At 66.9% G+C, this 19,989-nt stretch carries 28 protein-coding genes and 1 tRNA gene; 15 read left to right on the forward strand and 14 right to left on the reverse strand.

The window, feature by feature from the left end:
• The 7 genes from DSP71_RS07315 to DSP71_RS07345 form a co-directional block, all read left to right on the forward strand.
• Positions 1–1,847: DUF859 family phage minor structural protein (locus DSP71_RS07315; RefSeq protein WP_113680751.1), on the forward strand; the 1,847-nt coding region annotated here is incomplete at its 5' end.
• Between the two features lie 8 nt (positions 1,848–1,855).
• Positions 1,856–2,065 (forward strand): hypothetical protein, encoded by a 210-nt coding sequence (locus DSP71_RS07320; RefSeq protein ID WP_113680752.1) that lies wholly within the window; start codon positions 1,856–1,858, stop codon positions 2,063–2,065.
• Positions 2,065–2,895, forward strand: a complete 831-nt coding sequence (locus DSP71_RS07325) for a hypothetical protein (protein WP_113680753.1) — start codon at positions 2,065–2,067, stop codon at positions 2,893–2,895. The genes DSP71_RS07320 and DSP71_RS07325 overlap by 1 nt, the downstream gene beginning before the upstream one ends.
• Positions 2,892–3,347, forward strand: a complete 456-nt coding sequence (locus DSP71_RS07330) for a hypothetical protein (protein ID WP_147251233.1) — start codon at positions 2,892–2,894, stop codon at positions 3,345–3,347. The genes DSP71_RS07325 and DSP71_RS07330 overlap by 4 nt, the downstream gene beginning before the upstream one ends.
• Positions 3,347–3,730 carry a hypothetical protein gene (locus DSP71_RS07335; RefSeq protein ID WP_113680755.1) on the forward strand — a complete coding sequence of 128 codons (384 nt, stop codon included), beginning with the start codon at positions 3,347–3,349 and terminating at the stop codon, positions 3,728–3,730. The genes DSP71_RS07330 and DSP71_RS07335 overlap by 1 nt, the downstream gene beginning before the upstream one ends.
• On the forward strand, positions 3,727–4,146 hold the full coding sequence (locus DSP71_RS07340) for a hypothetical protein (protein ID WP_113680756.1): 420 nt from the start codon (positions 3,727–3,729) through the stop codon (positions 4,144–4,146). The genes DSP71_RS07335 and DSP71_RS07340 overlap by 4 nt, the downstream gene beginning before the upstream one ends.
• 104 nt (positions 4,147–4,250) lie before the next feature.
• Positions 4,251–4,793 (forward strand): hypothetical protein, encoded by a 543-nt coding sequence (locus DSP71_RS07345; RefSeq protein ID WP_113680757.1) that lies wholly within the window; start codon positions 4,251–4,253, stop codon positions 4,791–4,793.
• On the opposite strand, the gene DSP71_RS07350 is transcribed toward DSP71_RS07345, so the two are convergent.
• The 4 genes from DSP71_RS07350 to DSP71_RS07365 all read right to left on the reverse strand — a co-directional run bounded on the left by DSP71_RS07350 (position 4,790) and on the right by DSP71_RS07365 (position 6,350).
• The gene (locus DSP71_RS07350) at positions 4,790–5,065 is read right to left on the reverse strand and encodes a hypothetical protein (RefSeq protein WP_113680758.1); all 276 of its coding nucleotides are present in this window, start codon (positions 5,063–5,065) and stop codon (positions 4,790–4,792) included. The genes DSP71_RS07345 and DSP71_RS07350 overlap by 4 nt on opposite strands.
• 9 nt (positions 5,066–5,074) lie before the next feature.
• Entirely contained in the window at positions 5,075–5,398 is a 324-nt protein-coding gene (locus DSP71_RS07355; protein WP_147251234.1) for a hypothetical protein, read from the reverse strand.
• A 10-nt stretch (positions 5,399–5,408) separates the two neighbouring features.
• Positions 5,409–5,603, reverse strand: coding sequence for a hypothetical protein (locus DSP71_RS07360; protein ID WP_258546315.1), 195 nt, complete (start codon positions 5,601–5,603; stop codon positions 5,409–5,411).
• 168 nt (positions 5,604–5,771) lie between these two features.
• Entirely contained in the window at positions 5,772–6,350 is a 579-nt protein-coding gene (locus DSP71_RS07365) for a hypothetical protein (protein WP_113680760.1), read from the reverse strand.
• 50 nt (positions 6,351–6,400) lie between these two features.
• On the opposite strand from DSP71_RS07365, the gene DSP71_RS24590 reads away from it, so the two are divergent.
• The 3 genes from DSP71_RS24590 (at position 6,401) to DSP71_RS07380 (ending at position 7,925) form a co-directional block, all read left to right on the forward strand.
• Complete coding sequence (locus DSP71_RS24590) at positions 6,401–6,652, forward strand: DUF3263 domain-containing protein (RefSeq protein WP_181800687.1); 252 nt, start codon at positions 6,401–6,403, stop codon at positions 6,650–6,652.
• A gap of 161 nt (positions 6,653–6,813) precedes the next feature.
• Positions 6,814–7,395, forward strand: a complete 582-nt coding sequence (locus tag DSP71_RS07375; RefSeq protein WP_058632080.1) for an isochorismatase family protein — start codon at positions 6,814–6,816, stop codon at positions 7,393–7,395.
• The gene (locus DSP71_RS07380) at positions 7,392–7,925 is read left to right on the forward strand and encodes a DUF1697 domain-containing protein (protein ID WP_113680762.1); all 534 of its coding nucleotides are present in this window, start codon (positions 7,392–7,394) and stop codon (positions 7,923–7,925) included. Before DSP71_RS07375 ends, DSP71_RS07380 begins: the two co-directional genes overlap by 4 nt.
• Here the strand turns inward: DSP71_RS07380 and DSP71_RS07385 are convergent.
• Complete coding sequence (locus DSP71_RS07385; RefSeq protein WP_046746468.1) at positions 7,915–8,130, reverse strand: hypothetical protein; 216 nt, start codon at positions 8,128–8,130, stop codon at positions 7,915–7,917. The two genes, DSP71_RS07380 and DSP71_RS07385, sit on opposite strands and share 11 nt — an antisense overlap.
• A gap of 25 nt (positions 8,131–8,155) precedes the next feature.
• On the opposite strand from DSP71_RS07385, the gene DSP71_RS07390 reads away from it, so the two are divergent.
• Positions 8,156–8,671, forward strand: a complete 516-nt coding sequence (locus DSP71_RS07390) for a CGNR zinc finger domain-containing protein (RefSeq protein ID WP_058632077.1) — start codon at positions 8,156–8,158, stop codon at positions 8,669–8,671.
• An 8-nt stretch (positions 8,672–8,679) separates the two neighbouring features.
• On the opposite strand, the gene DSP71_RS07395 is transcribed toward DSP71_RS07390, so the two are convergent.
• The 3 genes from DSP71_RS07395 to DSP71_RS07405 all read right to left on the reverse strand — a co-directional run bounded on the left by DSP71_RS07395 (position 8,680) and on the right by DSP71_RS07405 (position 10,234).
• Positions 8,680–9,225 (reverse strand): type 1 glutamine amidotransferase domain-containing protein, encoded by a 546-nt coding sequence (locus DSP71_RS07395; protein WP_046746470.1) that lies wholly within the window; start codon positions 9,223–9,225, stop codon positions 8,680–8,682.
• A gap of 140 nt (positions 9,226–9,365) precedes the next feature.
• Positions 9,366–9,438, reverse strand: a tRNA-Lys gene (locus tag DSP71_RS07400).
• A 136-nt stretch (positions 9,439–9,574) separates the two neighbouring features.
• Positions 9,575–10,234 carry a fasciclin domain-containing protein gene (locus tag DSP71_RS07405; protein ID WP_046746471.1) on the reverse strand — a complete coding sequence of 220 codons (660 nt, stop codon included), beginning with the start codon at positions 10,232–10,234 and terminating at the stop codon, positions 9,575–9,577.
• A gap of 174 nt (positions 10,235–10,408) precedes the next feature.
• On the opposite strand from DSP71_RS07405, the gene sigK reads away from it, so the two are divergent.
• The 4 genes from sigK (at position 10,409) to DSP71_RS07425 (ending at position 13,525) form a co-directional block, all read left to right on the forward strand.
• A complete protein-coding gene (gene sigK / locus DSP71_RS07410) occupies positions 10,409–10,996 on the forward strand; it encodes an ECF RNA polymerase sigma factor SigK (protein WP_045262427.1) in 588 nt (195 codons plus the stop codon).
• Positions 10,993–11,781 carry an anti-sigma factor domain-containing protein gene (locus tag DSP71_RS07415; protein ID WP_113680763.1) on the forward strand — a complete coding sequence of 263 codons (789 nt, stop codon included), beginning with the start codon at positions 10,993–10,995 and terminating at the stop codon, positions 11,779–11,781. Before sigK ends, DSP71_RS07415 begins: the two co-directional genes overlap by 4 nt.
• Positions 11,782–11,810: 29 nt before the next feature.
• Entirely contained in the window at positions 11,811–12,440 is a 630-nt protein-coding gene (locus DSP71_RS07420; protein ID WP_046746474.1) for a hypothetical protein, read from the forward strand.
• Between the two features lie 200 nt (positions 12,441–12,640).
• A complete protein-coding gene (locus DSP71_RS07425; RefSeq protein ID WP_113680764.1) occupies positions 12,641–13,525 on the forward strand; it encodes an aminodeoxychorismate lyase in 885 nt (294 codons plus the stop codon).
• A gap of 191 nt (positions 13,526–13,716) precedes the next feature.
• Here the strand turns inward: DSP71_RS07425 and DSP71_RS07430 are convergent, their stop codons facing one another.
• From DSP71_RS07430 to DSP71_RS07455, 6 genes are all read right to left on the reverse strand, one after another.
• Positions 13,717–14,568: a type IV toxin-antitoxin system AbiEi family antitoxin domain-containing protein gene (locus DSP71_RS07430; protein ID WP_257021934.1), complete on the reverse strand. Its 852-nt coding sequence runs from the start codon at positions 14,566–14,568 to the stop codon at positions 13,717–13,719.
• Positions 14,569–14,810: 242 nt separating this feature from the next.
• Complete coding sequence (pstB, locus tag DSP71_RS07435; protein ID WP_017828973.1) at positions 14,811–15,590, reverse strand: phosphate ABC transporter ATP-binding protein PstB; 780 nt, start codon at positions 15,588–15,590, stop codon at positions 14,811–14,813.
• A 28-nt stretch (positions 15,591–15,618) separates the two neighbouring features.
• Positions 15,619–16,722, reverse strand: coding sequence for a phosphate ABC transporter permease PstA (pstA, locus tag DSP71_RS07440; protein WP_058633071.1), 1,104 nt, complete (start codon positions 16,720–16,722; stop codon positions 15,619–15,621).
• Between the two features lies 1 nt (position 16,723).
• Complete coding sequence (gene pstC, locus DSP71_RS07445; protein ID WP_021199103.1) at positions 16,724–17,674, reverse strand: phosphate ABC transporter permease subunit PstC; 951 nt, start codon at positions 17,672–17,674, stop codon at positions 16,724–16,726.
• 92 nt (positions 17,675–17,766) lie between these two features.
• Positions 17,767–18,873, reverse strand: coding sequence for a phosphate ABC transporter substrate-binding protein PstS (gene pstS / locus DSP71_RS07450; RefSeq protein ID WP_058633070.1), 1,107 nt, complete (start codon positions 18,871–18,873; stop codon positions 17,767–17,769).
• Between the two features lie 171 nt (positions 18,874–19,044).
• Positions 19,045–19,989: NUDIX hydrolase (locus DSP71_RS07455; RefSeq protein WP_258546316.1), on the reverse strand; the 945-nt coding region annotated here is incomplete at its 5' end.

Below are 19,989 nucleotides of genomic sequence, written 5' to 3' on the forward strand. Positions count from 1 at the left end.
ACTTCCCCAACCGGCCATTCCGCCTCGAAGAGAGCGTGTGGCTGCACTCGCAGTCGGTCGCCGGGAACTACTCGGTCCTGCGATGCCAACTGTGGATCAGGAAGAACTCGTACTCGCCGACGTTCTCCGGCAGCGCGTCGAGCTTCACGTTCTGGATCAACGGCACCCAGGTCGCCGGGAACAACTTCACCTACGACTTCCGCAACAGCAACGAGATGCTGCTCGCGCAGGTCGACGTCACCGTCCCGCACAACGCCGACGGTTCGAAGCCGTCTGTCGCGATCGACGCGTACTGCAGCGCACAGATCCTCGGCTACACCGAGGTGCACAGCGCGATGGGGCTGCCCACGATCCCTCGGGCGTCGACGGCCCAGTACGCCGGCGGGTCAACGTTCGACTGCGGGTCGCCGGTCACGATCAGCATCCAGCGCGCATCCGCGTCGTTCACCCACGACCTGTACTGGTACTTCGGCACGGAAGGGCCGGTGCACATCGCGTCCGGGGTGCAGACCACTACGACGTGGACACCGCCGCTGTCGATGCTGCAGCAGATCCCCGCGACCACCACCGGCACCGGCATGGTGCGCGTGTTCACCCTCAGCGGCGGGTCGATCCTCGGGATGACCGACGTCCCATTCACTCTCCGCGCCGCCGCATCCGTCGTGCCGGAAGTCACCACGCTCGCCGTCGCCGACCTCAACCCGGATGTCGCATCGATCGTCGGGAAATTCGTCCAGGGCCTATCCCGCGCGAAACTCACCGTCACCGGCGACGGGGTGTACGGCTCCACGATCACCTCCGCGCAGGCGACCCTCCTCGGCACGACGGTCGCCTCCGGCGGCTCCGTCGCCGTGACACAGGCGGGAACGCTCGCCGTCACTGGCAAGGTCACCGACTCGCGTGGTCGCGTGGGCACCGCCGCCGGGACGATCGCGGCACTGGCATACTCGCCGCCTCGCGCATCCGCCTACCAGGCGCGACGGTGTTCCAGCATCGGCGCGGTGCAGGACGACGGTGCGTATCTGCGCGTCGATCTCACCGCCGCGATCTCGAGCCTGATCAACGGGACCGAGAAGAACGCGCTCACCATCCGCGCATTCACTCGCCCACGCGGTACGGGGCCGTGGACTGCACGCAACGTCATCGCCCCCGGAGGTGTGGCGTACGGGTCATGGTTCCTCGTCTCCGGTGGCGGTATCTTCACGACCACGAGCTCGTGGGATGTCCGCGTGCAGGTGGAGGACAAGTTCGGTGCGTACGTCGCCGACACCACCGTGTCGACGATCCAGGTCGCCCTCGACCTGAACGGCAAGAACGTCGGTGTCGGGAAGATCCACGAGCAGGGCGTCCTCGACGTCGGCGGCGACATCTATCAATCGGGTCAGGTCGTCATCGACGCCTCCGACGTCGCGAGCGCAACCGTCCGCGGCATCGTCGAACTCGCCACCCCCGCGGAGGCGATCGCCGGCACCGACGCGGTCCGAGCCGTCACCCCCGCCGGGTTGAAAGCGGCGATGTCGAGCACGGACACCGCGTGGGCGGTACTCCCGCTCGCGTCGAACTGGGGCGCGTACGCCGCCGAGGTCGCCTACTGGCGGATCAAGGATGGCATCTGCTTCCTGACCGGTCGCGTCACCGGTCAGGCCGCCGCCGGCACCACGATCGGCACCCTGCCCGCAGCGGCACGCCCCACAAGCCAGCCGCTCTCACCGGTATGGAACACCCACTCCGACAACGGCTCGACCGTCATGCTCATCGGGGCCAACGGCGACGTCGTCATCGCATCCCGTTCCGGACAGCTCCGACAAGGCGTCAGCCTCGCCGGGATCAGCTTCCCCGTCGGCTAGGAGACGCCGTGATCTTCGCCCCCGAGAAGGACACCGCCCTCACCGCCGAGCTGCGCGCCCTCCGCGCAGCCGGCGGCGTCCCCATCCTGCTGCTCATCCACGAAGGCGAACCCGTCACCGTCGGCCTCGACGGCGACGAGCTCGTCATCCTCCCACCCGAGCGCGTCACCTTCGACGCCGCCGTCGGATACCGAATCGAACCCGAAGGGAACTCATGATGGGCGGATCGCTCACGAAAGTAGACCTCGGCCACGGCCGCGGCTGGGCGTCCCCGAGCGCGGCAGCGTCGATCCGACGCATCGACGCGCAGCTCGGACGACCCGCCGACATCAACGAAGCCGGACGCTCCCCGGAGCAGGCGAACAAGAACCGTGCCGCATGGCTCGCCTACGAGCGCTACCTCAAGGGTGGGCTGTGGGCACCGAAGGCGCCCTACGCGCTCGGTGCCGACCAGTCGGTGCATTGCTGGGGTGGCGCCGCCGACTCGGACGACTGGTACGACCCGCGCGCCGCGGCCATCTGGCGCGACAACGGGTGGAAGCAGACCGCACGGTACTTCGACGGCAAGGGCCGCCCGACCGCGAAGGACGAGCCGTGGCACGGCGAGTACTTCGAACATCTCGACAACCACCGCAACGACCCGGCACCCGCTGGCGGCAAGACGACCGCAGCGGCCATCACGACCTTGGAGGAACCCGCTATGCGCACCATCCGCTGGAATGGCAAGCACGTATTCACGTTCGGTGAGGAGAAAGTGTCCCACCAGGACGTCCCCTTGGATGCGATCAACGCAGCGATCATCCACAACCCCGATCAGAAGTATCTTGAGCTCGACGACGCGGGGCTGACGACCGCCTTGAAGACTTTCGGGGTGCCGTGGTCGGCGCTCGATGCCTGCATGCGCGGTCTCGCCTACGACATCTCGGGCGCGGTCGGCGGACGGTACTGGTCGCGCGCCGTGGAGCAGAAGATCGATACCTCTCAGCTCGCTCAGACCATCGCGGGCCTGCAGAAGACTGCCGCGACCGTGCCGGCCGTCGAGGGATGATGCGAAGGGTATGGCTCGCGTCGATCTGGCACCCCGACGCGATTCCGCCGGATGAGTGGAAGTACCGGTCGCTGAAACGTGTGTGGCTGCCGGTCTACGACCTAATCGCGATGGGCGCGGGTATCTGGGCAGCCCTTTTCGGCTCGCCCCTACTGCACGAGCTCTTCGACGAGCCGGTGATCGACACCATGGGCGCGCTGCTCACGATCGTCTCGGCGGTCTGTCTGCTGGGCGTCGCGTTCCCTCGACTGTGGCGGTGGGAGATCTGCGGCAAAGCCCTGCTGGTCGCGCTGCTTGCCGCGTATGCAGCCGCCGTGGTGTTGTTCCGGGCCAACCCTGCCGCTTCCGCCGGCTTCGTCGCGTTCATCATCGTCCTTGCTCTGCCTCTCCCCATCTTCCGCCTCACCTTGTTAGGCGAGGAGATCAAGGAACGACGAGAGGGAAATGCCTAGTGGACCCCCAGACCGTCATCGCCGTAATCGGTGCGGCCGCGCTCGTTCTCGGCGCCGTCCTCACGTTCTTCGCAACGCGGGGGAAGACGAAGACCGATGCGAAAACCGCACTCGACGCGCGAATCGACAAGCGCGTCAGCGAGCAACTCGAAGGGGCATGGACTGAGATCACCGCTCTCAAGGCAGATGTCGCGACGCTCACCGAGAAAGACCGGCTCAAGTCATCCGCGTTCGCCCGCATCCTGCGAGCGATCGCCCGCCAGTGGCCTACCGACCACGGCCCCGACCTCGACCCGTCTGACATCGCCCTGATCGAAGACACCATTCCGCCCCCCTGGCTGCGAAAGCACCCCCCCCGCCCCGAAGGAGATATCGCCCCATGAACAAGATCTGGTTCCCGCTGCAGCGGGCTATCCGCACCGCCGTGCAGGTGATCGTCGGTGGCGCTGCCGTCCTCGCGACCGTTGTCGTCGTCGCTCCGCAGATCATCGATGCGATCGCGGACGTCGTGCCCGGCCCTGTCATCGCCTGGGCGACGGCTGCGATCGCGACCCTCGCCGCGATCAGCGCCGCAATCGCCCGAGTGATGGCGATCCCCGCCATCGACGAATGGCTCCGCAAGATTGGCGCCGGCTCCGCACCCGCCGGTGCAGTCGTCTACCAAGGGCCCAACGGCAACGCGACAGGCCTCACCCGACGCCAGTGGCGCGCGATGCTCGACGGCGCAGATACCGGCACCGACGAAACGACGCAGCTCCGCGACGCGATCTCTGAACACAACGATCGACTCGGCCTCTGATACCGCCCCCCACCCGGCTTTGGCCGGGTGGGGGGTCTTTCGTCGTTCGCTCTCCGGCGCCTGCACGTCGTTGCCCGATCGGCGTGCCCGTCTAGTATCGGCGAATGGACTCCCAGGTGCGCTACATCTTTCAGCAGCAAGTCGCGGATCAGTGCGAGCTCGCCCTACTCGGCATCAGGATGATGAACGCTGGGCTCGACGCGCGAGCGCCGAACCGTGACGAACTGTGGCACGGCATCCAGGTCTTCGTCACGGCGGCGGGAAACGTCAGCAAGGCGCTATGGGGTGCTGGCGGTAGGCGCGCGGGCGAGCGTGCGGAACTTCGAGCATCACTCGCGGTGAGCGACGAGTCCGCGTTGAAGGGATTCACGTTCCGGAACCACTTCGAGCACTTCGATGACCGAATCAGCACCTGGGCGAAGGACGACAACCGCGGCAACTACCTCGACCGGCATATCGGTGCCCCGGAATCCGTCCTCGGACCCGAGAGCACAGAGCGGTTCCGTGTCTATGACCCCCAGACCGGAATCGTCTACTTCTGGGGCGATCAGATCGAGGTCGGACCAGTAGCTGCCGAACTAACGAGACTTCATGGTGTCGCGAAGCACGCCCTGCTGCAGCCGCCAAGTTGGCCCGACGAGAGCTAAGACCGACGGACGGACAGAAGCTGCCAGCCTTCCGGCACGAGGGATTGGAGCGTGTCCATGTCTTCGGCTTCAATCTCGCGGATGCCGTTCACACGAAGGTACTTTCCCTCGACGGAACGCATCGATCCGGCCTTCTCCATCGTCGCCATCGCCGACACCAGGTCCCATCCCTCGGGAGCCTGCGCTGTGAGTTGCGCCCGCACGTCCGCGAGGTCTTCCCCCTTGAGGGTGACCGAGTGCGCCTCTACAGGGCGGATCATTCCGATGAGCATCAGACAAGCCTAGGACGTCGGCGTGATGCTGCTGTGCGCCAGCGATCGCGGCGTCGAGTGATGCGGTGACGCGCGTCGACGTTGTCCGAGCTCGATCCACTCTTCCATGTCGGGGAGTTCGCGCAGTGCTGTGCAGAGGGTGCGGGTGTGGTCGTCTTCGAAGTAGCCGATCCAGGTTCCGACCGCTTCCGACAAGATGTCGTCGCGGCCGCGGGCAGTCGCGATGAGCTCCGAGATCACGGGGGCGGGGGTGTCGGTGTACCGGTTGCGGGAACATATCGCATCGAGGGTGACGCTCATCCTCACGTCGGGGGATAGGCCTCGGGAAGACATGGCGGTGAGCCTACTCGTGGCCGTCGACGTCGGCGAGTCGCACCGCGTTGCCCCAGACCCAACAGCGGAACGTCTGCTCGCCGGCGCGAAACTCGATGCCGGCCGCAAGAGGCGTCGAGCGAACGAGCTTCGCGTCGACCCGCACTGATTCGGGGCCGAACCGCACCCACGCGCGGACGCGTTTCGGACGGGGGTAGACCGTCATGGGCTGTTCCCGCGCGTCGAGTTCGCGATCGGTCAGCGACTGTAGAGGCCCGCGTCTCGCCGCCTCGAGAATCGACTTCGCTTGCGACTGCATTTCGCGGTACGCGGAGAGCGTCGCCCCAGGGTTCCCCATAGCCGGTGATTCCTTCCTCCGGCCGAGGCATCGATTCTACGTTGATGACGGAGGCGGCGCCGCACTCTCAGATGCGCGACTCGGCGGCCAAGTCGTGAACTTCTCGAACTTCTTCATCTCGACCGAGTCCGGTTCCTCGCCACGAGCGTACGCCGCGCTGACATCGTGACCGGTCGAAAGGATCGATGGAACGATGACCGAGGAATGCACGCCGGCGAGGCCTCCCTCGATCGATAGGCTCTGGGCATAGGCCCGCATCACTGCCCACAGGCGTTCCCGCGCTTCGGGATGCGGGATGAGGGCGATCGCCAGCTTGAGCTCGCTGGTTTCGGGGCTGTGGAATCGATCTTCTAGTTGCTTGTCGATGAGCTCCATCTGTCGCCACACGTCTGGATCGCTACGATCCATGCGGAACCGCCCCGTCTCATCCATCTCCTTCCTGAAGAGCCGAGCAACGTCCAACGCGGCGCCGCGCAGCCGTGCATCGCGCTCCTCTGCGCTGGCGATTTCGCGTTGGCGCTCCGCGTGTTTGGAGGCGGACCGTTGGGTGAGGGCGACGCCTCCAAGCGTGCCGAGGACCGCGATCAACGCGGACAGTAGCGGTTCCCAACTCATGTTCTGACCATAGCGATCGAGTGTCCGAGCCGGGGGAGAGAATCCTCGGCGTGAGTCCTGTATCCCTTCTGGCCTTCGAGTCCCGATATCCCGCCCACACGCCGGCCAAGGTTCAAGCCATCGAGCGCGAACTAAGAGTGTCGGCGGTGCGCTACTACCAACTCCTGAACCGCGCGGCCTGCTCGGACGAGGGAGTAGTCGCAGACCCGATCACCGCGCGGCGAGTGCGTGAACGACCTCCTCAAGCCACTCGCCGTCATGTGTGCACCTCTGTGTGTCACTCCGCGCACCGCTTTGTGTAGACTGGCGTCAATTCAAGGGTTTGTGGAGTGTTGAACGGTACGCACCGTTTCACTCGTAATGAAAAGGTCGTCAGTTCGATTCTGACAAGCGGCTCCGAAGGCCCCGTGATGCGAAGAACATCACGGGGCCTTTCCCGTTCCTCACCGCGTACTCTCGAAACATGAGCAGAGCGCTTCTCATCGTCGATGTGCAGAACGATTTCACCGAGCACGGCGCCCTTGCCGTCGCGGGCGGTGATGCGGTGGCTGCTGCCGTCACCGAGTTCCTCGCCCTCCACGCGGCCGACTACGACGTGATCGTCGCGTCGAGGGATTGGCACGATGCCGATGGCGACAACGGCGGGCACTTCGCGGAGGACCCCGACTATGTCGACTCCTGGCCTGTGCACTGTGTCGCGGGGACCGAGGGTGCCGAGTACGACCCTCTGTTCGTGACCGATGCCGTCACGCACCATGTCCGCAAGGGGCAGGGGATACCGGCTTACTCGATGTTCGAGGGGCGGACGGAGGCGGGGGAGACGGTCGGCGCGATACTTGCGGAAGCAGGCGCGTCGAGCGCCGACGTGGTCGGCCTCGCGACCGATCATTGCGTGCGGGCGAGCGCCCTCGATGCCATCGCTCACGGGGTGCGGGTCCGTATCCTCACCGACCTCGTCGCCGGCGTCGCGGCGGAGCCCAGCGAGGCAGCCCTCGCCGAGCTCGTCCATGCGGGGGCGGAGCTGGTCGAGAGCGCCCGCGAGTGAGGCGCAGCGTCCTGCTGCTGCGGGCGGTCAACGTCAGCGGCCGTAACAGCGTGCCGATGGCGCGCCTCCGCGAAGTGCTCGCGGCCGAAACCGACCTGTCGGATGTCTCCACGTACATCGCGAGCGGCAACATCGTGTGCGCGACACCGGACGATCCCGCCGTCGCGTGTGCAGCTGTGCGGGTGGTCATCCACGACGAGTTCGGGGTCGACACGCCCGTCATCCACCGCACGCACGCGCAGCTGCTCTCCTCCGAGTCCGCGCAGCCGTTCTCCGAGGGGGATCAGAAGTTCGTGCACGCGATGTTCCTGGAGGGGGCGCCCGCTGCAGGCGCGATCGACGCGTTGCAGCTCCGCTTGCTCCCGGCGGAGCGCATCGCGCTGATCGGGAACGATCTGTGGATCGACTACGGGGAGGGCGGCGTGCACTCCACCAAGCTCACGAAGGCGGTGCTGGACCGTGCACTGGGCGTCGCGGGGACGGCTCGAAATCTGAGGACGACGCGCAGGCTCATCGAGCTCACGGCATGACGCCCGGCAGTTCCGCGCTCAGCGCCGTCGGCGGCGTGTGAGGGTGCGGCTGCACGTCGACGCGGTGTACGCGGCAGCTCGTGCATCGCACGTAGAGCACGATGCCCTCGCTCGTCGGGTGCCGGGACTCCACCGTCCAGGCGTGTTCGTGGGGGGCGGTCGACGGGTGGATGCGCGGGATGGGAAGAGTGCTCTGCGAGGTCATGCATCCAGCGTGATGTAATGGTCTTATGCATCTCAACCCTTACGGTGAATACGCGGTACTGCTCGCCGCTTCTCTCGCCAACGACTGGCCGGCCGACCGCGCCGGGATCGAGGAGCGCACACTCGCGCAGGGGATGACGATGACCTTCCCGGCGGCTCCCGGCGACTACGAGCGGGTCAGGGACGTCATCGACGAATGGCTCGCCATCGTCGATGAGCCCGACCCCGACGCGCGAGCAGCGCTCCTCAACGCGCAACTCGCCGTCGCGGCCGCCTACCCCCGGTTGACGAACCACGACGGCGAGGGGTGGCACCTGCACTATCGGGACGACGTGCCGTCGCTGCCCTTCGTGTTGAGGGCGATCATCAGCCTCGGCACCTCGCTGCACCTGGTCACCCGGGGCATGAACCGCTTGAGCCGCTGCCAGGCCGCGCCCTGCACCAACGTCGTCGCGGATGTGACGCGCAACGGTCGTCAACGCTTCTGCTCCGTGCGCTGCGCCAACCGTGCGGCGGTGCGTCGGCATCGGGCGCGGGCCTAGCCCTGTCGTCAGGCGGTCTGCCCGGCGTGCTTGCCTTCGCCGATCTCCTCGACCAGCTTCGCGTTGAACGCCGGGAGGTCGTCGGGGGTTCGACTGGAGACGAGCCCCTCGTCGACCACGACCTCCTCATCGACCCACGTCGCGCCCGCGTTGCGCAGGTCGGTGGTCAGACTCGGATAGCTGGTGAGTGTCCGCCCATCGACGACGCCCGCCTCGATGAGGATCCAGGCGCCGTGGCAGATCACGCCGACCGGCTTGTGCTGCTCGAAGAAAGCCCGCGCCAGTTCGATGGAGGCCTTGTCCATGCGCAGGTGATCCGCATTGACGACGCCTCCGGGCAAGACCAGGGCATCGAACTGATCAGCTGTCGTCTCCGACGCGTGCAGATCCACGGCCTGCTCGTGCCCGTTCTTGCCGGTGATGGCTGCGCCGTCCGGGGCGATCATGGTCGCGCTCGCGCCTTCTGCCGTCACCGCTTCCCAGGGACTGGTGAGTTCGCTGTCCTCGAATCCGTCCGTTGCGAGGAATGCCACGCGGCTGCCGCTGAGGGTCATCGTTCATCCTTTCCTGGAGTGTCGTCCGCCGTTCGGGGACGACTCGACCATCTCTCAGGTCAGGCGGAGGCGAAAGGGGGTGGCCGATGCGAAGAGCCGGTGGTACAGGAAGGTCGTCGGTCGGATACGACGACGTGCGGTGGGCCCCGTGGGGCTCGAACCCACGACCCGCGGATTAAAAGTCCGATGCTCTGCCAACTGAGCTAGAGGCCCCTGCGTCAAGTCTAGTGCGCACGAGGAGGGGCCGTCGGCGACACAGCACCGCCGACGGCCCCTTTCCTTCCCGGGTTCCTCCCCCTGCCCCGAGAAGGGCGCGTGCCGGGTGTCCTCCCACCCGGCTGTCCCAGGCTCAGGAAGCCGGGGGCATCAGAACCGTGTCGATGAGGTACACGGTCGCGTTCGCGGTCTTGACTCCACCGCAGATCACCTTGGCGTCGTTGACCATCAGGTCATCGCCGCTGCCCGTGACCTCGAGGTCAGCACCCTGCACCGTGGTGTGCGTGCCGTCGATGTCGGCCGGCTCGATCTGGCCGGGGACCACGTGGTACGTCAGGATCGAGCTCAGCGTCGCGCTGTCGGTCTTGAGAGCCTCGATGGTGGCCGGGTCGATCTTCGCGAAAGCGTCATCCACCGGAGCGAAGACGGTGAACTCGCCGCCGTTCAGGGTGTCGACCAGGTCGACGTCGGGGTTGAGCTTTCCGCTGACCGCAGCGACCAGCGTGGTCAGCAGCGGGTTGTTGGAGGCGGCAACCGCCACCGGGTCCTCAGCCATACCGGCGACCGAGCCCGCGCCGTCCGGCACTGCGTCGGCGTATGCCGCGCAACCGGGGCCGACCAGGTTGGCGGCCGGGTCCATCTCCATCGGCGTCGACTCCGACGTCTCCGGTGCCTTCGGCTCGGACGACGAGTCCGAGGTGCTGCCGCTGCCCATGGAACAGGCGGAGAGCAGGAACGCGCTCGCCAGGCCGAGGGTGATTGCCGCGGTGACCTTCTTCTTGGTGCTGAACATGTCGAGCTCCTTCAGAACTGAGCCACGGCCTCTCCGTGGCGTCGAGTGCTGTTCGGAGCCCCATCCGGATCGGATGGGACGAATCTGAGAAAAGTTTCTGATCGGTGCTCCGATCGGTCACATTCAGGTGACGCCTGCGCGCGATAGAGCCTCTGATGCGGCATGCTGTGAGAGATGGTCATCGATGGTTTCGACGTTCCCGACGAAGGAGCGACGCAGGATGCTGTCGCCGACCTCCTCGTCCGCGTCGCGTCCGGTGATCAGGCTGCCTTCGCGACTCTCTACGACACCCTCTCCTCCCGCGTGTTCGGTCTCATCCTCCGCGTGCTGGTCAACCGCTCTCAGAGCGAAGAGGTGCTGCAAGAGGTTTTTCTGGAGATCTGGCAATCCGCTTCGCGCTTCGCTCCGAACAGAGGTCAAGGACGAGCGTGGATCATGACGATCGCTCATCGCCGGGCCGTCGATCGAGTGCGAGCATCGCAGTCGAGTGCCGACCGGGATGTACGGGCAGGATTCAAGGACATCGGCATCGCGCACGACAGTGTGGCGGAGCAGGTCGAATTGGGGATCGAAGGAGGGAAGGTCGTCGAGGCGCTTTCGGGGCTTCCGGAAGCGCAGCGGGAAGCACTCGTCCTCGCTTACTACGGCGGTTACAGTCAGAACGAGATCGCGGCCCTCGTCGGGGCGCCGCTGGGGACAATCAAGACACGGATGCGAGACGGGCTCAGCCGTCTGCGCACGGCGATGGGGGTGACGGCATGAACGAGAAGGACTTCGAGGAGCTCGCGGCAGGTGCCGCCCTGCATGCGCTCTCCGCTGACGACGAACGTCGCTATCGAGCCGCCCTCGCAGAGCACCTCGAGGGGGAGGAAACGGTGGATGCGGATATCGCGACGGCTGCGCTCCTCTCAGACTCCGTGGAGCCCGTCACGCCCCCCGCGCACATCCGTTCCGCCCTGCTCGCCCAGATCGCCACCATCCCTCAAGACGGGGAGGATCGAACCGATCGCGAGGTCTCGGATGATGCGCCTCGGCTCGAGCCATGGAACGGGTCCGCGCCTGAGGGTCAGCCCGAACGCGAGAAGCCGCGCCGTTGGACGCGGACCATCTTCGCCCTGGCAGCGTGCCTCGCCCTGCTGGTCGGAGTCGGAGTCGGAGCGATCGCTCTCAACCAGCAGCTGAACCCGCCGGCGAGCGTTGTCGCTCTGCAGGAGATCGAGGCCTCAGGAGACGCTCAGCAGGCGACGGTGGAACTCGACGGTGGCGGAACCGCGACCGCGCACTGGTCCGGCTCTGCGGGCAAGGCCGTCCTCGTGGCGGATGGTCTTCCGAGCGCCGGCGACGGCAAGACGTACGAGCTGTGGTTCGTGCGCGGCGATGCGCCGGTCTCCGCCGGTGTCTTCGATGTCGACGGCGGTGATGCCACGGCACTGCTCGCCGGCGACATGCAGGCGGGCGACGCGATCGCAGTCACGGTCGAGCAGGCAGGCGGATCACCCACCGGCCAGCCCACGACCGACCCCGTGATCGTCATCCCCACGGCCTGAGCTGCTCCGATCGCGCGTACCCTAAAGGGATGCCCGAGCAGCACCATCGCCCCGTGCGTCGTCCGACGAGTGCTTTTGACAACATCGTCGGCGCGCACGATCCCGCCGAGGAGACTCGTATCGCGCACGCCACGGCGTCCGCCCTCTTGACGCGCGTCCGTGCGGACGAGAGCGGTGCGAGTGCGGAACGCCTGGTGGCATTCACTGCCGAGCACGGCATCGACGAGATCGCCGAGCTCTGGTCGAAGGCGCCGTCGCGCACGCTGCCCGGCGCGCTGTGGCGTCTCTACGTCCTGCAGCTCGCGATCCATGGCGACCCGCACACGGCGGCTCTCCTGTACGACCGTGGGCGCGTTGAGCTGCCGTCTGCGGATGCGGTGATCGCCGGGGCGCCTGTGCCGGCGAGCCCCGACGAGTTGGTCGTGCTGATCGACACGATCCTGCGCGGGGCGTTCCGCGGTGACTTCGCCGTCGCGCTCGACCGCGCCGCGGCGTTCTGCCGGGTGCAGGCGTCAGGTGCGACTCACACCGCGGACGACTACGAGCCGACAGAGCCGGCTCGGGCCAGTGAGTTGACCACCCGGGCCCTTCGCCTCAGCAGCTACGGCCAGGATCTGGCGGCCGCTGCCGTGCTGTGGCGCACGGACGCCCTCGCCTGAGCCGATCTCAGCGGACGCTGAGGGCGTGAGGAACCCGGATACGAAAAGACCGGCCGGATATGAAAAGACCGGGCCGCAAGAACGCCTCTCGGCGGAAGGCCGCTCGCAGCGGCAAAAATTGGAGCCCGGGGTTATGCGGCCCGGCCATTCAATTGTAACGCGATGAGGCGATGGGTATTCCCGCCCTCTAGGCTCGGATCATGACCGGGCGCTTCGCACTCATGATCGATCCCGTGGCTGCCGACGTGCAGCGCTCCGACTTCGCGGACACGTTCACGCAGGTGGACGCCGCTGCGCCCGCGCTCAGCGTCGGGGAGCTGAGCACGCAGCGCGGTGACGGTGTTTTCGAATCCATCGGCGTGATCGATGGACATGCCCAGGAGGTGGTTCCGCACCTGGAGCGTCTCGCGCACTCCGCTCGGCTGTGCGACCTCCCGGTGCCGAATCTCGCGCAGTGGCGACAGGCGATCGATCATGCAGCGTCACAGCTCGGCGCGGGCGAGTCGGTCATCAAGCTCATCCTCAGCCGAGGAGTCGAGCACGGACCCACTCCGACCGCGTGGGTCACCGCTGCGCCGGCGGCCGACTTCACCGCCGTGAGGGAGAACGGGGTGCGGGTGGTCACTCTCGACCGCGGGTACGACCTGGACGCCGCAGAGCGGGCTCCGTGGCTGCTGCTGGGAGCGAAGACGCTGTCGTACGCCGTGAACATGGCCGCTCTTCGGGAGGCGCATCGACGGGGAGCGGACGATGCGATCTTCCTCTCGAGCGACGGCTTCGTGCTCGAGGCCCCGACCGCCTCGCTGATCCTCCGATTCGGAGACCGCTTCCTGACACCGGCCCCGACCGGTGGCATCCTGCACGGGACGACACAGCTCAGCGTCTACGAGCATCTCGCCGCTCAGGGCTTCGAGACCGGCTACGACCGCATCCCCGCGACCGACCTCACGCGGGCTGATGCTGCGTGGCTCGTGTCGAGCGTGCGCCTCGCGACGGCCATCACCTCCGTCGACGGCACGCCTCTCCCGGTCGACCGCACCCTCACGGCCGCCCTGAACCGCTACCTCCTCTCTCCCCGCACCTGACCTCTCCGACCTACCGCGCCCTCACCATGCCGCCCCACCGTGCCCGCACGGCGACGCCAGAACGGAGACCACCCGTCCGCTGCACGGCGTGTCTGGGCGCGACGCGCCATCACCTTCGCAACTGGTCTCCGTTTTGGCAGGAGGACGGGGATGGCCGGGGGACGGGGTGGCTGGGGGACGGGGTGGTGGAGTCAGACCGCCGGCGCGAGGTGGGCTCCGCGTGCGACGGCACCGCGGATCGCGGCCTCGACGAGATGCCACTCGTCGACGATCAGCTCATACGTGAAGCGCAGAGTCGTATACCCGGCAGCGGCAGCCGCGGCGTCACGCCGTAGGTCCTTGCTCCGCTCCTTCTCCCTGGCATGGTTCTCCCGGCCGTCGGCCTCGACGATCAGGAAGTCGCCGATGACGAGGTCGACCTCCCCGACACCGGAGACGTGAACCTGGGTCCTGACCGATATCCCGATCCGGTGCAGCCGAAGCCGGATGAGCGATTCGAGTCCGCTGTCCGCATCCGCACGAGCGAAGGCGACGAGCCAGCGCATCGACGTCGGAAGATGGCGTCGAAGCCAGATCAGCCCAGCGGGGGAGAGCAGTGATTGTCGCAAAGCCGATTCGAGCGCGGTGAAGAACGTCTCCTCGCCGCAGCACGCCGCGATCTGAAGGAGCGCATTCGGCACGGGAGCGGCTTCTCCGACGCGAACGTGGCCTTCATCCCAGTGCAGCACGCAGGCGTCGCACTGCGATCGTGGAGTCCCTGCAGCTCCCATCCAGATGTGATTCGTGGAAGGAAGCTCGAGCACCCAGAGCCGGTGCGCCGCTGCCGCTTGGGCACATCCGAGCGTTCCTCCGTGAGACGCGGCATGGATCCAGGCCTCCGCAGTGTCGGGCAGCGCATAGACACCCTGACGCGGTCGCAGTACTTCACCGGAGTGCACCGCGCGCGAGAGCTCATCGCGGCTCACACCCCTCCGGCGAAGCTCCGATGTCCGTGCCATCCGCCCGAGCGCGCCCAGCACAGAAGCGGCGCGCACGAAGGACATCGCCCGATACTGCCCTGAGCACGCCATCGGTCGAGGCCGAAACCGCACGAGCTATGGACAACTCCCTGCATTCCGCGCCGGTGCAGGCACAGTGCACCTCGCCCCGGGTAAGCCGAAACCCAGACCATCCGACGGTGCGACGGCGTGTCAACAGCTGACACGCCGGCAGCCACTCGAGTGGCCTGGGTTTTGGAGGAACAGCCGCAGGGGAGGGGAATCAGCAGTAGGGGAGAGCAGTGGGCTCAACCGAAGCGGCCGGAGACGTAGTCCTCGGTGGCCTGCACGGACGGAGTGGTGAAGATGCTCGTGGTGTCGTCGTACTCGATGAGCTTGCCGGGCTTGCCGGTACCGGCGATGTTGAAGAACGCCGTCTTGTCGGAGACTCGGGACGCCTGCTGCATGTTGTGCGTCACGATCACGATGGTGAACTCGTTCTTGAGCTCGCCGATCAGCTCCTCGATGGCGTAGGTCGAGATGGGGTCGAGCGCGGAGCAGGGCTCGTCCATCAACAGCACCTGCGGCGACACGGCGATCGCGCGCGCGATGCACAGACGCTGCTGCTGACCGCCGGACAGGCCGGAGCCGGGCTTGTCGAGGCGGTCCTTGACCTCGTTCCACAGGTTCGCACCCGTGAGCGACTTCTCGACGAGCGCATCCTGATCGCTCTTCGACATGCGGCTGTTGTTGAGCTTCACGCCGGCGAGGACGTTCTCCTTGATAGACATCGTGGGGAACGGGTTGGGGCGCTGGAAGACCATGCCGACCTGTCGACGCACCAGCACCGGGTCGATGCCGGGGCCGTAGAGGTCCTTGCCGTCGAGCAGCACCTCTCCCTCGACGCGGGCACCGGGGATGACCTCGTGCATGCGGTTGAGCGTGCGCAGGAAGGTGGACTTGCCGCAGCCGGAGGGGCCGATGAACGCGGTCACGCTGCGCGGCTGGATGTCGAGGGAGACGCCCTCCACGGCGAGGAAGTCGCCGTAGTAGACGTTCAGGTCGTTGACTTCGATGCTCTTGGACACTGCAGTTCCTTGCTTTTCGGGTCGAGGCTCAGCGGCCGGTCTTGGGGGCGAAGATCTTCGCGACCAGCCGCGCGATCAGGTTGAGCAGCATGACGATGATGATGAGCGTCAGGGCGGCGGCCCATGCTCGTTCCACGTATGCCTCAGCGGGAATGCCCTGGTACGCGTACTGCGAATACGTGAACACCGGGAGGGTCTGCATGCGACCGCTGAACAGGTTGTAGTTCATGGCGTCGGTGAATCCGGCCGTGAGCAGCAGCGGCGCGGTCTCGCCGATCACGCGGGAGATGGCGAGCATCACACCCGTCGTGATGCCGGCGATCGACGTCGGCAGGACCACCTTGACGATCGTGAGCCACTTCGGCACGCCGAGCGCGTAAGACGCCTCGCGCAGCTCGTTCGGCACCAGCCGCAGCATCTCCTCGGTGGAGCGCACGACGACCGGGATCATGAGCACGGCCAGGGCGACCGAGCCCGCGATACCCATACGCACACCGGGCCCGAAGATCAGCGCGAACACCGCGTAGGCGAAGAGACCAGCGACGATCGAGGGGATACCCGTCATGACGTCGACGAGGAACGTGATGGTGCGTGCCATCCGTCCGCCCTTGCCGTACTCGACCAGATAGACGGCCGTCATCAGGCCGATGGGGATCGAGATGATCGCAGCAGCCAGCGTGACGAGCAGCGTGCCGATCACCGCGTGCAGGGCGCCGCCTCCCTCGCCGAGCACACCACGCATCGACGAGGAGAAGAAGAGTCCGTCGAAGCGGGCGACGCCGTTGGCGACCACGGTGATCGCCACCGAGACCAGCGGGACCATCGCGATCGCGAACGCCGAGGTGACGATGCCGGTGATCAGACGGTCGAGCGCCTTCCTGGAACCCTCGACGATGCGCGACATCACGTAGATGAGCACGAGGTAGATCACAGCGCCGAGCACGACGGAGCCGGCGATGTTGAGGTCGGATCCGCTGGCGACGGCCTCGAGGGCGAACGGCGTGAATCCGATCAGGAGCGAGACGGCGAGCAGGGCCCAGGGCGCCCAGCGGGGGAGGTGTCCCGAGCTGAGCGAGAGCTGAGAGGGGGCCGCGCTGGCCGTGCGAGCGGACTCGGGGGCGGTAACGGTCATGTCAGTTCGCTCCCGAGAATTCCTTGCGGCGGTTCACGAACCAGCGTGCGAGAGCGTTCACCGCGAACGTCACGACGAACAGGATCAGACCGGTCGCGATGAGGATGTTGATGTTGACCTGGTAGGCCTCCGGGAACGTCAGCGCGATGTTGGCGGCGATCGTGGAGGGGTTGGTGGAGGTGAGCAGTTCGAACGTGACCGCCTTGCTCACCGAGAGCACCATCGCGACGGCCATGGTCTCACCGAGCGCGCGGCCGAGGCCGAGCATCGAGGCGGACACGATTCCGGAGCGGCCGAAGGGGAGGACAGCCATCCGCACCATCTCCCAGCGGGTGGCTCCCAGGGCGAGGGCTGCCTCCTCGTGGAGGCGAGGGGTCTGCAGGAAGATCTCGCGGCAGATGGCCGTGATGATTGGGACGACCATGACCGCGAGCACCATGGCGGCGGTGAGGATCGTGCGGCCCGTGGGCGAGACCACACCGTCGAAGAAGGGGATCCAGGAGGCGTTCGTGTTCAGCCAGACGTAGATGGGCTGAACCGCCGGCGCGAGGACCAGGATTCCCCAGAGGCCGAACACGACCGAGGGGACGGCGGCCAGCAGATCGACCACGTAGCCGAGCCCTTGGGCGAGGCGGCGCGGGGCGTAGTGCGTGATGAAGAGCGCGACCCCGAGCGAGAGGGGGACTGCCAGCAGAAGGGCGAGGAAAGCCGCCCACACGGTCCCGAACAGGAGCGGGCCGACGTAGTCCCAGAAGTTGGTCTTGAGGAGCGAGGCGTCTTCTGCCGTCGCGGTGAAGGCGGGGATCGACTGAACGATGAGGAAGATCGCGACCGCGGCCAGCGTGATCATGATCATGGATCCGGCGGCGACCGCCGTTCCGGAGAACCAGAGGTCACCGGCGCGTTTCTTCGCGACGATGCGCGTCGACGCCGGCGAGGTCGTGGCTGTCATGGGAGCTGCTTCCTGCTCAGTGGAGATCGGGTGTCTGACGCGAGCAGACGGTCTCCGGGATGCCGCGGGGCATCCCGGAGACCGTCACCAGCTCACTTGATGAGGTCGATCGCAGCCTGTGCCTGCGTGCGCAGGTCGTCCGAGATCGGGGCGCTGCCGGCGTTGGTCGCGGCGGCTTCCTGGCCTTCGGCGCTGATCGCGGTCGTGAAGAACGCCTTGGTCAGTGCGGCGACGTTCTCGTCCTCGTACTCGGCGCAGCCGATGAGGTAGCTGACGAGGAGAACCGGGTAGGCGCCTTCGGCGGTGGTGGTGCGGTCGATCGCGAAGGCGAGGTCGCCGTCGGTGCGGCCTTCCTCGATCTTCGAGGCGTCGAGCGTGGCTGCGGCGCCCTCGGCCGAGTGCGGCACGAACTCGTCGCCGACCTTGACGTTGACCGACGAGAAGTCCGCCGCCTGCGAGGAGTCGATGTAGCCGATGAGGCCCTGACCGCCCTTGACGGCGTTGGCGACGCCCGAGGTCTTCTCCGCGGACTCGCCGGCGAGGTCGGCCGGCCACTCCTCGACGCTGCCTGCGGTCCACACGTCACCCGCGGTCTGCGCGAGGTAGTCGGTGAAGTTGCCCGTGGTGCCCGACTTGTCGGAGCGGTGCACGGGGGTGATCGCGAGGTCGGGGAGCTTCGCGTCGGGGTTGTCCTTGGCGATCGCCGGGTCGTTCCAGTTGGTGATCTTGCCGGCGAAGATCGACGCGATGGTCGTCGGGTCGAGGTTCAGCTCGTCGACCCCGTCGAGGGAGAAGACGATGGCGATCGGCGACACGTAGGCCGGGATCTCGACGAGGTCGGAGCCGTCGACGCAGGCGCCGAAGCCGCCGGCCGAGATCTCGTCGGTCTTGAACGCACGGTCGGAACCGGCGAAGTTGACCGCGCCCTGCTGGAAGGACTCGCGTCCACCACCGGAGCCCTGCGGGTCGTACTCGACCTGGGCGTCGGGGTTGGTCTTCTGGAACTCCGCGGTCCAGGCCTGGATGGCGACCTGCTGCGAGGAGGCGCCGGCGCCGACGAGCGAGCCGCTGACCGCTGCGCTGTCGGAGGTGGGAGCGTCGGTGGAACCGGTGCCTGCTTCGTTCGCGGCACAGCCGGCGAGTGCGAGAGCGGCGACGGCGCCAATGGCGCCGATTCGTGCGATTCGGGAGATCTTCACTGTGGATCCTTCGATCTGGAATGGGTGGGGCCCGGTGCAGGGCACACAGTGACGCTATGGGCGACGGTTAACGAGACTCTCCCGAGCAGGTGAACGGCAGGTGAACGGCGGGCGACTCTCTGGGGGTCTCCCGCGGGATTCCGGGCCTGGGCCGTTGAGCCTGTCGAAGCGTCAGACCTTGGGGACGTGCGTCTCGATCGCGATGATCCCGGATCCGGGGTTGGTCGCAGAGAGATGCACGACCGAGAACGCCGCCGGTTCGAGGTCCGACGCACTGCTGAGATACGACCCTTGGATGGTGCCGGTCGCCAGCGCGATCTCCGAGAGCAGGCCCGGCAGCACGGGGCCGTGACTGCACACCACGGCCGGCTTGCCTGCGCGGATCCGGCGGCCGACGACGGAACGCAGATCGGAGTCTCCGTCCTCCCAGGCGTCCTGGCTGATCTTCTCGGTCTTCACGATCTTGCGATCCAACGCGCGCGCGAGCGGAGTGACCGTCTCGACGCAGCGCACCGCATCGCTCGACACGATCCGGCGCACGCCGAAGGCACGAAGCGGTCCGACGATCGACTTGGCCTGCTTCCGTCCGCGGTCGGTCAGGGGGCGGGAGGCATCGGATCCGTCCCACTCCGAGCGGGCAGTGGCCTTCGCATGGCGCAGCGCGATCACCGGGAACGTGCGCAGCACACCGTCGTCGACGAGCTTGGCGAAGAAGTCCAGGATCTCGAGATCGACCGGGTAGCTCAGGCGTGCGCGGGCCTTCTTCACGCTGACCCACTCGAGCGCGGCGATCTCCCGGTTCGGCACGAAGGTCGATTCGCGGATGGCCACGTCCGTCGCCTCCGCGGCCCAGTAGTGCACGACCTTCTGCTTCTGCGAGGCGAGCAGGTACCGGCTCACGCCGACCGAGACGCCCAGCGACACCCGGATGCCGGTCTCCTCGTGCACCTCGCGGACGGCGGTCTCGGCGAGCATCTCGCCGGGGTCGACCTTCCCCTTGGGCAGCGTGACGTCACGGTACTTGGTGCGGTGGATCAGCAGGATGCGCAGCTTGCCGTCGACCAGACGCCACACGACGGCACCCGCCGCGTACACCGCCTTGTCCGTCCACTTCGC

The sequence above is a fragment of the Microbacterium sp. H6 genome (assembly GCF_003314775.1).
Classification (GTDB): Bacteria; Actinomycetota; Actinomycetes; order Actinomycetales; family Microbacteriaceae; genus Microbacterium; species Microbacterium oxydans.

Coding starts and splice junctions, on each gene's coding strand:
- DSP71_RS07325 (WP_113680753.1), top strand. CDS start 2,065: ATGGGCGGATCGCTCACGAAAGTAGACCTCGGCCACGGCCGCGGCTGG.
- DSP71_RS07330 (WP_147251233.1), top strand. CDS start 2,892: ATGATGCGAAGGGTATGGCTCGCGTCGATCTGGCACCCCGACGCGATT.
- DSP71_RS07340 (WP_113680756.1), top strand. CDS start 3,727: ATGAACAAGATCTGGTTCCCGCTGCAGCGGGCTATCCGCACCGCCGTG.
- DSP71_RS07345 (WP_113680757.1), top strand. CDS start 4,251: ATGGACTCCCAGGTGCGCTACATCTTTCAGCAGCAAGTCGCGGATCAG.
- DSP71_RS07350 (WP_113680758.1), bottom strand. CDS start 5,065: ATGCTCATCGGAATGATCCGCCCTGTAGAGGCGCACTCGGTCACCCTC.
- DSP71_RS07355 (WP_147251234.1), bottom strand. CDS start 5,398: ATGTCTTCCCGAGGCCTATCCCCCGACGTGAGGATGAGCGTCACCCTC.
- DSP71_RS07360 (WP_258546315.1), bottom strand. CDS start 5,603: ATGACGGTCTACCCCCGTCCGAAACGCGTCCGCGCGTGGGTGCGGTTC.
- DSP71_RS07365 (WP_113680760.1), bottom strand. CDS start 6,350: ATGAGTTGGGAACCGCTACTGTCCGCGTTGATCGCGGTCCTCGGCACG.
- DSP71_RS07375 (WP_058632080.1), top strand. CDS start 6,814: ATGAGCAGAGCGCTTCTCATCGTCGATGTGCAGAACGATTTCACCGAG.
- DSP71_RS07385 (WP_046746468.1), bottom strand. CDS start 8,130: ATGACCTCGCAGAGCACTCTTCCCATCCCGCGCATCCACCCGTCGACC.
- DSP71_RS07390 (WP_058632077.1), top strand. CDS start 8,156: ATGCATCTCAACCCTTACGGTGAATACGCGGTACTGCTCGCCGCTTCT.
- DSP71_RS07395 (WP_046746470.1), bottom strand. CDS start 9,225: ATGACCCTCAGCGGCAGCCGCGTGGCATTCCTCGCAACGGACGGATTC.
- DSP71_RS07405 (WP_046746471.1), bottom strand. CDS start 10,234: ATGTTCAGCACCAAGAAGAAGGTCACCGCGGCAATCACCCTCGGCCTG.
- sigK (WP_045262427.1), top strand. CDS start 10,409: ATGGTCATCGATGGTTTCGACGTTCCCGACGAAGGAGCGACGCAGGAT.
- DSP71_RS07415 (WP_113680763.1), top strand. CDS start 10,993: ATGAACGAGAAGGACTTCGAGGAGCTCGCGGCAGGTGCCGCCCTGCAT.
- DSP71_RS07420 (WP_046746474.1), top strand. CDS start 11,811: ATGCCCGAGCAGCACCATCGCCCCGTGCGTCGTCCGACGAGTGCTTTT.
- DSP71_RS07425 (WP_113680764.1), top strand. CDS start 12,641: ATGACCGGGCGCTTCGCACTCATGATCGATCCCGTGGCTGCCGACGTG.
- DSP71_RS07430 (WP_257021934.1), bottom strand. CDS start 14,568: ATGTCCTTCGTGCGCGCCGCTTCTGTGCTGGGCGCGCTCGGGCGGATG.
- pstA (WP_058633071.1), bottom strand. CDS start 16,722: ATGACCGTTACCGCCCCCGAGTCCGCTCGCACGGCCAGCGCGGCCCCC.
- pstC (WP_021199103.1), bottom strand. CDS start 17,674: ATGACAGCCACGACCTCGCCGGCGTCGACGCGCATCGTCGCGAAGAAA.